Here is an 11974-nt window from a genome sequence, read left to right as displayed (position 1 = left end):
GTGCTTTTGATTCTTGTCTCTTGATTCTTGTTACCTGCTTCTATATCAACTATATCGCCTTCTCAATCATCCATCGATGCCCGAAAGGGTCAATAAAGTCACCCTGGCGGTAACCATAGTCCCAGTCCGTTACTTCAGAAGCTATCTTTGCACCGGCTTGTTTTGCAGCTTCCATCACCGCATGCACATCATCAACAAAAAGACCGATGGTAACGCTGGTAGCCTTTGTAGTATCGGGGCAAAGCACAGCCGTTCGCTCGGTTTCTTCGTGCAGGTGAAAGATGGTTCCGTCTATCGAAAGCTCCGCTACATGGATGCTGCCATCATCATTACTAAAACGCCTGAGTTCTACCGCGCCCAAAGCTTTAATGTAAAAGCTGATATCGGTTACACCATGCGGAATGGCTAACTGTGGTGCGAAGCTTGGTTTTGTTGCCATGGTTATATTGGTTTAATTAATCCTCTTCATCTAAGGAAAAAACATCTTCTACAGGTTTGCCAAATACACGGGCTATTTTAAGGGCCAGCACGGTTGACGGCACGTACCTGTTGCTTTCGATGGTATTAATAGTTTGCCGCGATACCCCGATAAGCTCTGCAAGCTCGGCCTGGGTTATGTTTTTGATGGCGCGCTCAACCCTGATGTTGTTTTTCATACCTGCCCCTCTTCCTTATTGATGAGACGGTTGTTCTGAAAAATTTTCCACCTGAAACGTACAATAAAAAACACAAGGGGTACCAATAAATTTAAAAACAAAATATGTTCGGTATCTTTACTTAATATTAAACTCACTACCAAAAGTATATAATTTACGTAAATGGCCCATTGCAATGAGTCGAGCCTGAGTTTAAAGATCTGTTCGTCTTCAATGCGTTCTTTTGCGAAAGCGATAAAGAATAAACCTATGGCCATGAGCAGTGTGGTAGTCATAAAAAAGATGTGATGACTGTTAAACAGGTCGTCGCTTACCGGTTCTTCATGCATACTAAAGCCCATCTCTTTTTTAAACATCACAATGGGGATATGGATCAGGAAAAGTGCAAGTCCCAAATATCTAAACCAGTGCGGAAATAAGAAGTGTGATTTCATGATTGTAAAATTTGCTCGAAACACAAGATGGCTGTATTCTAAATTTTTCTTATTGGATCAAGTATAGTTTAATTTGATTCTTTTGCGAGGCTTCTATTTAATAAAAAAACCTTCCATCTAAACCGGATGATAAAGAATATCAAAGGAGTAATGACATTGTAGGCTACAATTTCAAGAAATTTAAAGCCATGTATCAAAACAACTAAGATCAGAAAAAGGCAATAGTTTACATATATCGCCCATTGTAATGAGTCCAATCGCAGCTGTGAAATATGCTCATCTTCATCTTTTTCTTTGGAGAAAGCAATAAGTAATAATCCGATGATAACGATGATAATATTAAAGTCGTTTGTGATATTCATCCAGATATTGGGAACATCTCCTGTTTGGGCGAAGCCCTGGGGATAAATAAATTTTAAAGCAACCGCTTTTAATATATCTATGACAAAACACAAGTAACCGATTAGTCGACAATAATGCGGAAATAAAAAGCGTGATTTCATAATTGTAAAGTTTGGCTTACCAAAAGTAAAATAAACTTTACAAATGTCAAATATTTTTGACAAGTATTTTTTAAAATTCCGTTAAAAAAAATGCCCGTGAGACGGGCATGAGGGAATCTTATTTCTTTAATCTAAAAGTCTTTACTCTCAAACTTAACCTTCCAGGTAAATATCCAGCAACCCTTCGGGCAGGTCAATGTAAATCTCACCGCCTTCAACATCAATACCTTTAATGATCTCTAAGTTAAGCGGGAAAAGTACTTCCTTATTTTTGTATTGAACTGTGGCTATCAATTGCTGGGGATATTCCTGCACCGATAATATTTCGCCCAGTTCACCGTGGGTTTCATCTATAGCAATAAAGCCTTCCACGTCATTCAGGGTAAATTCGCTCTTTTTCTTTTTAGGTTTTAGCTTACCTGGCAGGTAGATATCCCGCTTTACCAGGGTTGATGCTTTTTCAATGGTATCAACATCTTCCAGGTTTAAGTAGGCGTTGTTTTTTTGCAGGTACTTTATTGATGATACAAAATAAGGGATCATTTTACCCGCAATGTCAATAAACACCGCGTTAAATTTAATGGCTTCAATGCCATCAAAATCAACGTAGATCTGTAGCTCGCCCTTTAAGCCTTTGGTTTTTAGGACGCTGCCTATCCTGAAATGCTCTTCGGTTTTCATTTAAAAATATAATTAAACAATAATGGCGAAGCTGTTTGCCTCGCCATTATTCGGATTTAAGAAATCAAACGTATAGATTCAAGATAAATTACTTTTCCTGCGTTCTGTACGCTTTTTTCAAAATTATTCTGCGCTTTCAGTTTCTTCAGTTGCTGCATCTTCTGCAGGAGCTTCTTCTTCGGCAACAGGAGCGTTTTTAGCAGCAATAGCAGCAGCTTTTTCTTCGCTCTTTTTAGCTTCAGCAGCTAAAGCAGCTTTGCGGGCTTCGTCTTTAGCAACATTAAGGCTGGTTTTTTTACCGGTGATTTTGCTGTCTTTCTGGTCAAGCCACTCAGCAAATTTGGTTTCAAGTTGCTCTTCGGTTAAAGCGCCTTTTTTAACACCGCCTTGTAAGTGTTTTTTGTACAGCACACCTTTGTATGAAAGGATAGCACGACAAGTATCGGTAGGCTGGGCACCGTTGTTAACCCAATCTAAAGTTTTGTCGAAATTGATGTCAATAGTTGCGGGGTTGGTGTTTGGGTTGTATGAACCTAAACGCTCAATGAAGCGTCCATCACGTGGAGCGCGTGAGTCTGCTACTACGATATAATAAAAAGGTTTGCCTTTTTTACCGTGTCTTTGTAGTCTGATCTTAGTTGCCATTGTAAATTTTTATGTATTCAACATTATCCCCGGAGTTCTTTCTGCGGGGATGCAAAGGTATTAATTTTTATCATAATTAAAAATGGTTGATAATTAATTATTTATGGTTGAAGTGAATGGCTGATTGGGTTGACTGGTGAATGGTTGTTTTTGTAGGACATAGTTTGGTTTATTTAGCTGTTTTTTAAACTTAACATTGCAATAATTTAAAAAAATCGGAACTTACCCGCCATGAGCATTAACAGAAAAATACGGATAGCTATTGATATGGATGAAGTTATTGCCGATACCATTGGCAAATTCATCAGCATGTATAAAGAAAGGCATGGCGAAGAAATAAGCCTGGGCAATATGGAAGGTAAGGAGTTTAGGGAAATCCTGCCACCGCACTTAAGCGAAACCTTGCGGGTTTATATTAATGAACGGGGCTTTTTCAGGGATATCCCGGTAATGCCGGATGCGCAGGAAGTAGTGAAGGCCCTGCACGAAAAGTACGATGTGTACATAGCATCGGCCGCTATGGAGTTCAAGTACTCGCTGGAGGATAAGCAGGAATGGCTGGAAGAACATTTTCCATTTATTTCGTGGACAAACATTATTTTTTGCGGGCACAAGATTTTGGACGTGGATATCATGATAGATGACCGGATCAAAAACTTCACCACGTTTAATGGCCGGAAGATCCTGTATACCTCACCGCATAACATGCTGCTTACCGACTATGAGCGGGTAAATACCTGGAAGGAAGTTGCAGCGAAATTATTGTAGTTGTTTGTTTATCATGTAAATAGCCATATCTTTAAGTATTCACAGCTTGTTTATATGTTTAACCCAAACCCGGCTGCAACCGGAAATTGTACAATTGTTTTTGATATCGATGAACAGAAATACCTGTTTGTAAGTGAAAGCTTTTACAGCCTTTTTGAAGTAGGCGCTGATCACCTTCGTCAAAATGTTGATTTTTTGATTGGATTGGTAAAGCCCGAAACATTTGCCGGTGTAAAGCAGCTTACTGAAGGGCTTGCTATGAACGAGTCGATCCAAATAACTTATCACCTGGAGGCCAGCCAAAAGCAGCTAACCGAAAAACGGACATTTGCTACTGATGGGCTCACCGGTCATAAAATTATATTAAGCAACATTACCTCTGCCCTGGAAGGTGTACGTACCCCGATCCCTTTTATCAAACCCGGGCTAAGCGAGCAGTTTCTCAATTCGCTTATTGATTCGCAAACAAATTTCCTGGTACGGATAGATATTAATGGCAGATTTAGCTTTGCTAACCGCAGGTTTTTTAAAACCTTCGGTTATGATGAGGCTGACATAGTAGGTCATCACTTTTCCAAAACAACCATTCCGGAAGATGCGCAGCTGTGCCAGGAGGCTTTTGTGGAATGTATTAATAATCCCGGCAAGATCGTCAGGCTCGCTCACAAAAAGCCTGCTAAAAATGGGAACCTGCATGATACCGAATGGGAGTTTGTATCCATCGCCGACGATAACGGAATGGTAGTTGAAATACAGGGCATAGGCAGGGACATTACATCTCAAATGCAAATGCGGGAAGAGGCTTTGCATATGAAAGACAGCCTTGAAGCATTGATCAATAATACCCGTGACCATATCTGGTCGGTTGATAAGGAGTTGCGTTATTTGTACATGAACCAAGCCTATGTTGAGCAGGTGACTCATTTAACGGGCCAAAAACCTTTTAAAGGTGAATACTCCTATAAACATCAGGGCTTTGGCAAGCAATTAATTGACGATTGGACTGTTTACTATAACCGTGCTTTAAGCGGAGAAAGGTATGATATTATCAGTGAAAGCATCGATCCGGTAAATGGGCAGCGTTTGTATTATGAAGTTAATTTTAATCCTATTTACACCGCTGCAGGCGATATAATAGGTGCAGGTTGTTTTGGTCATGATATTACCGAAAGGCTCAAAATACAGAAAGAACTCGTGAGTCAGAACGATCGTTTAAGAAATGTTGCTTCTTTAAGCTCGCACGAGCTGCGCCGGCCTGTGGCAAGCATGCTTGGGCTTATCAGCTTAATGGACCATGAAGATTTTTTTAATCCCGAAAACAAGGAGATCATAGCGCACCTGTTTACTGTGAGTGCTGAAATTGATACAGCGATAAGGCTTGTTGTTGACAGTACTATTGCCAAATAAAATAGCCCCGGCTTGATTAAGAGGGGGCTGTTTTTATTTATCGTTTTAGCTTAAATTACATAGAAAGCATTTCAACCAGTTTAATCATGTTTGGATCAATGCCCTGGTGGTGTTTAATAGCATGCTCAAACGGAGTATAAGCAATTTCACCATTGATAAGGCCTATCATTTCGTTGCGGTGCCCATCTCTCAAAGCTTCAACTGCGGCAGCGCCGACACGGCTTGCCAAAACCCTGTCCATACAGCTTGGTGCTCCGCCGCGTTGTATGTGACCTAAAATAGAGATCCGGGTATCATAATTAGGGAACTTTTCCTGCACTAACCTGCCCACTTCAAACGCGCCCCCCGCATCTTCACCCTCGGCAACAATTACTATACGCGATGTTTTATCTTTACGGCCAAATTCAAGGCGGTTTAACAAACCTTCGAGCCCGGTTTTGCTTTCAGGGATCAGGATAGCCTCGGCACCGGTAGCAATACCAGTACGTAAAGCGATAAGGCCCGAGTCGCGGCCCATTACTTCAACAATAAATAAACGGTCGTGTGATTCTGCAGTATCCCTGATCTTGTCAACAGCGTCAACAACAGTGTTAATGGCGGTATCGTAACCAATGGTAAAATCGGTGCCTACAAGGTCATTGTCAATTGTACCTGGTAGGCCAACCACCGGAATATCATATTCGCTGCCAAAAACTTTAGCGCCGGTAAAAGTACCATCGCCGCCAATGGCTACCAATGCGTCAACTTTATTTTTTACCAGGTGCTCATATGCTGCCTTACGACCTTCGGGGGTTCTGAACTCATCACACCTTGCAGTTTTAAGGATTGTACCACCACGCTGGATGATGTTTGAAACGGATTTACGGTTCATGGTAAAAAAATCACCTTTGCCCATGCCGTCGTAACCACGGCGGATCCCCGTGACTTCAATTCCGTAATACATGGCGGCACGTACCACCGCCCTTATGGCAGCATTCATTCCGGGGGCATCACCACCTGAAGTAAAAACGCCGATATTTTTGATCTGAGTCATTTTTTTGTTTTGTTATGAACAGGCTAACCTATTCATAACTAATTAGGGTTGTAAATATTGTTCATTATTCAAACGCCGCGCCTAACCAATAAAACGCGGAATTTGAATTTTGCGCGAATTTACACTTATTTTTTTAACCCGATCTCTATTTTTTGTAAGCGGCTATGCCACTGTCTAAAAATTTAAGATAGCTGGCTATGTCATAATTTGCAGGTGACGGTGCAATTTCTGCACCTGACGCATCTTTAAGTAGGTTGCCATTGCTGTCGAGCATTACATATAACGGTTGAGAATTTGCATTGAAAGTACCCGCTTCTAAATCGCTCCATTTACCGCCCAGGGTTGTGATTTTCTTGCCACTATATTTTGATGTGAATTGTTCGGCAGCCGGTAACTCGGCTTTGTCATCAACAACCAGTTGCAACAGCACAAAATCATTTTTAATGCGGCTAAACACCTGCGGATCTGACCATACGTTGGCTTCCATTTTACGGCAGTTAACACAGTTAAAGCCAGTAAAGTCAATGAGTATCGGTTTATGCAGGGCCTTTGATACCTGTAAAGCTTGATCATAATCATACCATGCATCCAACCCTTTGGTTTTGATGCGGGTATAGTTGGCAGCATACTTGCGTTCGCCAATGCTCGCGGGTATGGCCGCTGACGGACTTGCTGCTGATGAGCCTGAACCATCCGGAATATTTGAAAGGTTGAAATCCTGAGTGGCTTCGGGAGGTAAAAACGCACTAATAGATTTTAAAGGCGCACCCCACAAGCCCGGGATCATATAAATAACAAACGCAAATACGATTATAGCCAGGAACGTGCGCGGAATAGTAAGGAATTTTACATCGCTATCATGCGAAAACTTGATCTTGCCAATCAGGTAAAGCCCGATCAGTAAGCCAATGGCTATCCACAACGATAAAAATATTTCCCGGTCAAACCAGTTCCAGTGATAAGCCAAATCAACGTTTGATAAAAACTTCAAAGCAAATGCCAGTTCAAGGAAACCCAATACAACTTTAACGCTATTAAGCCATCCGCCCGATTTAGGCAGGGTTTTCAGTGCTGAAGGGAATAAAGCGAATATGGTAAAAGGCAGTGCTAAAGCCAGAGAAAAGCCGAACATGCCCATTGCCGGGCCAAGGCGATCACCTTTTGAGGCTGCATCAACCAGCAATGTTCCTATAATAGGGCCTGTACAGGAAAACGAAACAACAACCAATGTTGAAGCCATAAAGAAGATGCCTGCAAGGCCACCTTTATCCGAATTTGCATCCAGCTTATTGGCCAGCGAACTTGGTAGTGTGATTTCAAACGCGCCCAAAAAGGAAATACCAAAAACAATGAGCAGCAGAAAGAAGAATATATTAAATATGCCATTCGTGGCCAGTTCATTAAGCGCGTCCGAGCCAAAAATGATGGAGATCAGCAAACCTAACGTAACATAAATTACAATGATTGATACCCCATATATAAGCGATTGCATAACAGCTTTGCTCTTGCTGCCGCTTTTTTTGGTAAAAAAGCTTACGGTTAAGGGCAGTAAAGGATAAATACATGGCAAAATTACCGCGGTGAAACCGCCAAGTAACCCCTCAATAAAGATTTGCCAAAGTGATTTTGGCTTTTCTGCTGTTTTTGAAGCAGCAGCAGGCGCTTTTGATGCCTTTGCCGCTTCTGCCTTTTTTACCGAATCGGCTTGCTTTTTCCTGATAGCTAAGCTATCGGCAGCAGTGGGAATATCCGTAAATGTAACATCGGCAGCTGACACAGAAGTGTCGGCTGCTTTTTTTTGCACAGCATAAGCAGGGTTTGCTCCGGTTATGTTAAAAATAATGAGGGTAATTAATGTGATAAGCCCGGCGCGCAGGTAAGCACCTTTATTTAATAATTTCATGACTACTGTTAAGGTGTGCTGAATTATTTACCTAAAGGGATAGTGAAATCAACATCTTCCGGTGGCAGGCATTTCATATCGTTACAGGTCATGTAGGTTAGTTTGCCAGTAACTGCTGTTGCTTTGGGCGATTTTAAACTGATTTTTTGGCTAAAAACAACTTCCTTTTCAAAATAGCTTACATTCATGCTGAATGATTTTTCGTATTTGGTTACCGGCGTAGGCTCGGTAGTTTTGCCAACGGCAGCATATAATTTTGATGGGGTAAAATCAAATGAAGTTTTTATTGGGCCGCCGTCTTTTACGGTTTGTGAGTAAATGTGCCAGCCGCTTTGTATCGTTGCTTTTAAAAATACTACAGCTTCTTTGTCATTTACCTTTTTTGCCGCGTATGACCACCTCACCGGCGATTCGATCTGAGCGTAAGCGCCAACGCTGATGATAAGCGCGGTTACCAATACCAATAGTTTCTTCATTTGTGCTTTACTTTATTATTTATTTAAAAATTTCAATTCTTTAAGGTTAAACTCTAATTGCTGTCCGTTAGTATCTTCAATAACCAGCAAGCCATTTGGCAGTACATTTTTTACAATGCCATTGAACTGCTCGCTGTTTGACTCAAAACTTTTAACCTCGTTTAACCAGTATAGTCGGCTTAAGTAAGTATTCCTTACAAAATCAATTTGTCCGGCCTTCAGTTTCAGGTAGTATACTTCAAGCTTTTTGCAAATTTCCGATAATAACAGTGTTAAATCATAATCCTTTTGTAAGATTTGTTTTACAGAGGTGGCATTTGAGGCGCCGGGCGGAAAATTTTCCTGGTTTATGTTCAATCCTATGCCAATAACCGAGTCTTTGAGCTGCCCGCCCTGTATAGTATTTTCGATGAGCATGCCACCGAGTTTCCTGTCGGCATAGTAAATGTCATTAGGCCATTTTATTTTTAGCTCATCACCTAATAATAGATGCAGGGCATCATACACCCCTAAACTTACCGCGCGGTTCAAATCAAACTGGGCATCAACAGGTAAAAAATGGGGTTTTAATAAAAGGCTGAACGTAAGGTTTTTTCCGGGTTCGCTATGCCAGGTATTTTGTTGCTGGCCCCGGCCGGCGTATTGCTCTTCTGCCATAATGACCGTACCTTCGGGTACTGGCTTGGAATTTGACAGTAGTTTTTTAAGAAAACTATTTGTTGAGTCAACTTGTTTAATTGTTACTAAATTTTGACCAACAAATAATCCTGAAAATATGTTATTTTGCAAAGTGTAATAATTTTATACTCAAAAACGTTCAAAACTAATTCTTTTTGATGGTAAAAAACAAAGTGTTAAGTGAATCTGCCTATATTTCAGAGCTGGCAATACATGGTATCCAGGAAAAAAAAGGCAACGATATTATTAGGTTAGACCTTCGTAATATATTCAGTTCAGTAGCAGATTATTTCGTGATCTGTCATGCTGATTCGTCGACACAGGTAAAAGCTATAGCAAATAGCATTGAGGATGAAATTTTCAAAGCCACCCAAGCCGAGCCCTGGCGCAAAGAGGGAATTGAGCATGGCGAGTGGATACTGCTTGATTATGTGGATGTTGTGATCCATGTGTTCAGGACCGATAAACGTGAGTTTTATGGAGTGGAAGATTTGTGGGGCGATGCAGATATTAAATATTATAAAAGTGCATAAACATCCGTCACAAAAAGGCTCAACGCATAGTCTTACTGTTACCGCGTAAAATTTAAATTATAGATTGTAAGTTTGAGCTCGTAAAAAGAAATGAAAGATATTAAAGATTCTAAATCAGAAAATCCAAGACCTATCCGTAAAATTGTGAACAAGAAGCCCTCGCCAAAACCGCCCAAGTTCAATATCATGTGGCTATATGGTATTGTTATTTTGGCCTTTTTACTGATTCCGGCCTTGTTAAACGGCGGATCGGGCAAACCGGTTACTTTCCAGGAATTTGAAGCAAACATGCTTCGTACAAATGATGTTCAAAAAATTGTAGCTTATAAAAGCGGTGACCTGGTAATGGCCGATGTTTACATTAAACAGCAAAGTTTGTCAAAACCATATTTTGTTAATAACACCTCTAAAGAAAAAAACTTTTTTAATACCAGTACCAACAGCGGTCCGCAGTTTACTTTTACAGATGCCTCTTATGAAAGCCTGAAAAAGTCTATCGCCGATGCTCAAAAAGATGTACCTGATGATCAAAAAGTATCTTTACAATTTGAACAGGGACATGAAAGCCTGTTATCAAACTGGTTGGTACAAGGTGTTATCATGGTGATATTGTTTGCCGGCGTGTGGATCTTTATCATGCGCAGGATGAGCGGTGGTTCGGGCGGTGGTCCGGGCGGCCAAATCTTTAACATCGGTAAATCAAAAGCTACCCTGTTTGATAAAGAAGCCCAGGTAACCGTTACATTTAATGATGTTGCCGGTTTGGAAGAAGCCAAACAAGAGGTAATGGAAATTGTTGATTTCCTTAAAAATCCGAAGAAATATACTAACCTGGGTGGTAAAATTCCTAAAGGCGCGCTGTTGGTAGGATCGCCGGGTACCGGTAAAACCTTATTGGCCAAAGCTGTTGCAGGCGAAGCTCAGGTGCCTTTCTTCTCCCTTTCAGGATCAGACTTTGTGGAGATGTTTGTAGGTGTAGGTGCATCACGTGTACGTGATTTGTTCCGCCAGGCTAAAGACAAAGCTCCTTGTATCATATTTATTGATGAAATTGATGCTATCGGCCGTGCCCGTGGTAAAAACAATATCGTAGGCGGTAATGATGAGCGCGAAAACACCCTGAACCAATTACTGGTTGAAATGGATGGTTTCGGTACCGATTCGGGTATCATCATCTTGGCTGCAACTAACCGCCCTGATGTACTGGATTCAGCGTTATTGCGTCCGGGACGTTTTGACAGGCAGGTATCTATCGATAAACCGGATTTGATTGGTCGTGAGCAAATTTTCAAAGTTCACCTGAAACCAATTAAATTATCTGATGGTGTTGATGCCAAGAAATTATCTGCACAAACCCCTGGTTTTGCCGGTGCTGAAATTGCCAACGTTTGTAATGAGGCTGCGCTGATTGCCGCCCGAAAAAATAAAGAGTCGGTTGATATGACCGATTTCCAGGATGCTATCGACCGTGTTATCGGTGGTTTAGAGAAGAAAAACAAAATCATCTCTCCGGAAGAAAAACGCATTGTTGCTTACCACGAAGCAGGTCATGCTATTGCTGGCTGGTTCCTTGAACATGCTGATCCGTTGGTTAAGGTATCCATCGTTCCCCGTGGTGTCGCTGCCTTAGGTTATGCCCAATATCTGCCAAAAGAGCAGTTTTTGTACACTACTGAGCAATTGCTTGATGAAATGAGTGTATCTATGGGTGGTCGCGTTGCTGAAGATATCGTTTTCGGTAAAATTTCTACCGGTGCACTGAGCGATTTGGAGCGTATCACCAAACTTGCTTATGCCATGACCAAAATTTATGGTATGAACGATAGTGTTGGTAATGTATCATTCTATGATCCGCAAGGCGAGTACCAGTTTAACAAACCATACTCAGATACTACTGCCGAAATGATTGACGCTGAAGTACGAAAGCTGGTTGATGTGGTTTATCAAAAAACCAAAGACCTGCTGAATGCTAAACGTGATGGCCTTGAAAAGATAGCTCAGAAACTATTGGAAAAAGAAGTTCTTTTCCAAAGTGATCTGGAAGAAATTTTGGGTAAGCGTCCGTTTGACGAGCGTACAACTTATGATAAGTTTGTAAACGGTGAAGCCGCGTTAAATCCGGATGTGGATAACAATGCTATTCCAGACTCGCTGACTAATCCTGAACTTTCAAGAATAGAGAGCGAAGATCCGAAACTTTAATTTTTAAATTATAATACAAAGCCACCGGCAAAGCTGGTGGCTTTTCTTTTTTAGC

Annotated in this window: 14 protein-coding genes; 4 read left to right on the top strand and 10 right to left on the bottom strand. The window is 41.2% G+C overall.

Annotated features, from left to right (window positions below; genetic code table 11):
- Window positions 1–49: 49 nt before the first annotated feature.
- From ABID99_RS24885 to ABID99_RS24860, 6 genes are all read right to left on the bottom strand, one after another.
- The gene (locus ABID99_RS24885) at window positions 50–439 is read right to left on the bottom strand and encodes a VOC family protein (protein WP_176625863.1); all 390 of its coding nucleotides are present in this window, start codon (window positions 437–439) and stop codon (window positions 50–52) included.
- A gap of 16 nt (window positions 440–455) precedes the next feature.
- Window positions 456–656, bottom strand: a complete 201-nt coding sequence (locus ABID99_RS24880; RefSeq protein WP_176625861.1) for a helix-turn-helix transcriptional regulator — start codon at window positions 654–656, stop codon at window positions 456–458.
- Complete coding sequence (locus ABID99_RS24875) at window positions 653–1090, bottom strand: hypothetical protein (RefSeq protein ID WP_176625859.1); 438 nt, start codon at window positions 1088–1090, stop codon at window positions 653–655. Before ABID99_RS24875 ends, ABID99_RS24880 begins: the two co-directional genes overlap by 4 nt.
- 68 nt (window positions 1091–1158) lie before the next feature.
- Complete coding sequence (locus ABID99_RS24870) at window positions 1159–1593, bottom strand: hypothetical protein (protein WP_373615444.1); 435 nt, start codon at window positions 1591–1593, stop codon at window positions 1159–1161.
- 153 nt (window positions 1594–1746) lie between these two features.
- Window positions 1747–2274: a ribosome maturation factor RimM gene (rimM, locus tag ABID99_RS24865; protein WP_354484726.1), complete on the bottom strand. Its 528-nt coding sequence runs from the start codon at window positions 2272–2274 to the stop codon at window positions 1747–1749.
- Between the two features lie 123 nt (window positions 2275–2397).
- Window positions 2398–2919: a 30S ribosomal protein S16 gene (locus ABID99_RS24860; protein ID WP_090532249.1), complete on the bottom strand. Its 522-nt coding sequence runs from the start codon at window positions 2917–2919 to the stop codon at window positions 2398–2400.
- A 231-nt stretch (window positions 2920–3150) separates the two neighbouring features.
- Between ABID99_RS24860 and ABID99_RS24855 the strand changes: the two genes are divergently transcribed.
- Together ABID99_RS24855 and ABID99_RS24850 are read left to right on the top strand one after the other, a co-directional pair.
- Window positions 3151–3687, top strand: a complete 537-nt coding sequence (locus ABID99_RS24855) for a 5'(3')-deoxyribonucleotidase (protein WP_129568986.1) — start codon at window positions 3151–3153, stop codon at window positions 3685–3687.
- Between the two features lie 54 nt (window positions 3688–3741).
- A complete protein-coding gene (locus ABID99_RS24850) occupies window positions 3742–5094 on the top strand; it encodes a PAS domain S-box protein (RefSeq protein WP_373615443.1) in 1353 nt (450 codons plus the stop codon).
- A 55-nt stretch (window positions 5095–5149) separates the two neighbouring features.
- Here ABID99_RS24850 and pfkA read toward each other — a convergent pair whose 3' ends face one another.
- From pfkA to ABID99_RS24830, 4 genes are all read right to left on the bottom strand, one after another.
- Window positions 5150–6127: a 6-phosphofructokinase gene (gene pfkA / locus ABID99_RS24845; protein WP_090532241.1), complete on the bottom strand. Its 978-nt coding sequence runs from the start codon at window positions 6125–6127 to the stop codon at window positions 5150–5152.
- A 145-nt stretch (window positions 6128–6272) separates the two neighbouring features.
- Window positions 6273–8030, bottom strand: a complete 1758-nt coding sequence (locus ABID99_RS24840; protein ID WP_373615442.1) for a protein-disulfide reductase DsbD family protein — start codon at window positions 8028–8030, stop codon at window positions 6273–6275.
- Between the two features lie 23 nt (window positions 8031–8053).
- Entirely contained in the window at window positions 8054–8506 is a 453-nt protein-coding gene (locus tag ABID99_RS24835) for a protein-disulfide reductase DsbD domain-containing protein (RefSeq protein WP_354484718.1), read from the bottom strand.
- A 15-nt stretch (window positions 8507–8521) separates the two neighbouring features.
- Window positions 8522–9295, bottom strand: coding sequence for a biotin--[acetyl-CoA-carboxylase] ligase (locus ABID99_RS24830; RefSeq protein ID WP_373615441.1), 774 nt, complete (start codon window positions 9293–9295; stop codon window positions 8522–8524).
- A 47-nt stretch (window positions 9296–9342) separates the two neighbouring features.
- On the opposite strand from ABID99_RS24830, the gene rsfS reads away from it, so the two are divergent.
- Together rsfS and ftsH are read left to right on the top strand one after the other, a co-directional pair.
- Window positions 9343–9717 (top strand): ribosome silencing factor, encoded by a 375-nt coding sequence (rsfS, locus tag ABID99_RS24825; protein WP_091167167.1) that lies wholly within the window; start codon window positions 9343–9345, stop codon window positions 9715–9717.
- A gap of 90 nt (window positions 9718–9807) precedes the next feature.
- Complete coding sequence (ftsH, locus tag ABID99_RS24820; RefSeq protein WP_188833625.1) at window positions 9808–11919, top strand: ATP-dependent zinc metalloprotease FtsH; 2112 nt, start codon at window positions 9808–9810, stop codon at window positions 11917–11919.
- Window positions 11920–11974: the final 55 nt, after the last annotated feature.

Origin of the sequence: Mucilaginibacter sp. OAE612, from assembly GCF_041806395.1 — a bacterium.
In the GTDB taxonomy this organism is placed as follows: Bacteria; Bacteroidota; Bacteroidia; order Sphingobacteriales; family Sphingobacteriaceae; genus Mucilaginibacter; species Mucilaginibacter rubeus.
The sequence above is the reverse complement of the archived record's forward strand: the minus strand, read 5'-3'. Positions and strand labels throughout refer to the sequence as shown.

Bases quoted from the DNA above. Each gene is read 5' to 3' on its own strand.
- ABID99_RS24875 (WP_176625859.1), bottom strand. From the start codon at position 1,090: ATGAAATCACACTTCTTATTTCCGCACTGGTTTAGATATTTGGGACTT.
- ftsH (WP_188833625.1), top strand. From the start codon at position 9,808: ATGAAAGATATTAAAGATTCTAAATCAGAAAATCCAAGACCTATCCGT.
- ABID99_RS24855 (WP_129568986.1), top strand. From the start codon at position 3,151: ATGAGCATTAACAGAAAAATACGGATAGCTATTGATATGGATGAAGTT.
- ABID99_RS24870 (WP_373615444.1), bottom strand. From the start codon at position 1,593: ATGAAATCACGCTTTTTATTTCCGCATTATTGTCGACTAATCGGTTAC.
- ABID99_RS24860 (WP_090532249.1), bottom strand. From the start codon at position 2,919: ATGGCAACTAAGATCAGACTACAAAGACACGGTAAAAAAGGCAAACCT.
- ABID99_RS24840 (WP_373615442.1), bottom strand. From the start codon at position 8,030: ATGAAATTATTAAATAAAGGTGCTTACCTGCGCGCCGGGCTTATCACA.
- ABID99_RS24880 (WP_176625861.1), bottom strand. From the start codon at position 656: ATGAAAAACAACATCAGGGTTGAGCGCGCCATCAAAAACATAACCCAG.
- pfkA (WP_090532241.1), bottom strand. From the start codon at position 6,127: ATGACTCAGATCAAAAATATCGGCGTTTTTACTTCAGGTGGTGATGCC.
- ABID99_RS24835 (WP_354484718.1), bottom strand. From the start codon at position 8,506: ATGAAGAAACTATTGGTATTGGTAACCGCGCTTATCATCAGCGTTGGC.
- ABID99_RS24885 (WP_176625863.1), bottom strand. From the start codon at position 439: ATGGCAACAAAACCAAGCTTCGCACCACAGTTAGCCATTCCGCATGGT.
- rimM (WP_354484726.1), bottom strand. From the start codon at position 2,274: ATGAAAACCGAAGAGCATTTCAGGATAGGCAGCGTCCTAAAAACCAAA.
- rsfS (WP_091167167.1), top strand. From the start codon at position 9,343: ATGGTAAAAAACAAAGTGTTAAGTGAATCTGCCTATATTTCAGAGCTG.
- ABID99_RS24850 (WP_373615443.1), top strand. From the start codon at position 3,742: ATGTTTAACCCAAACCCGGCTGCAACCGGAAATTGTACAATTGTTTTT.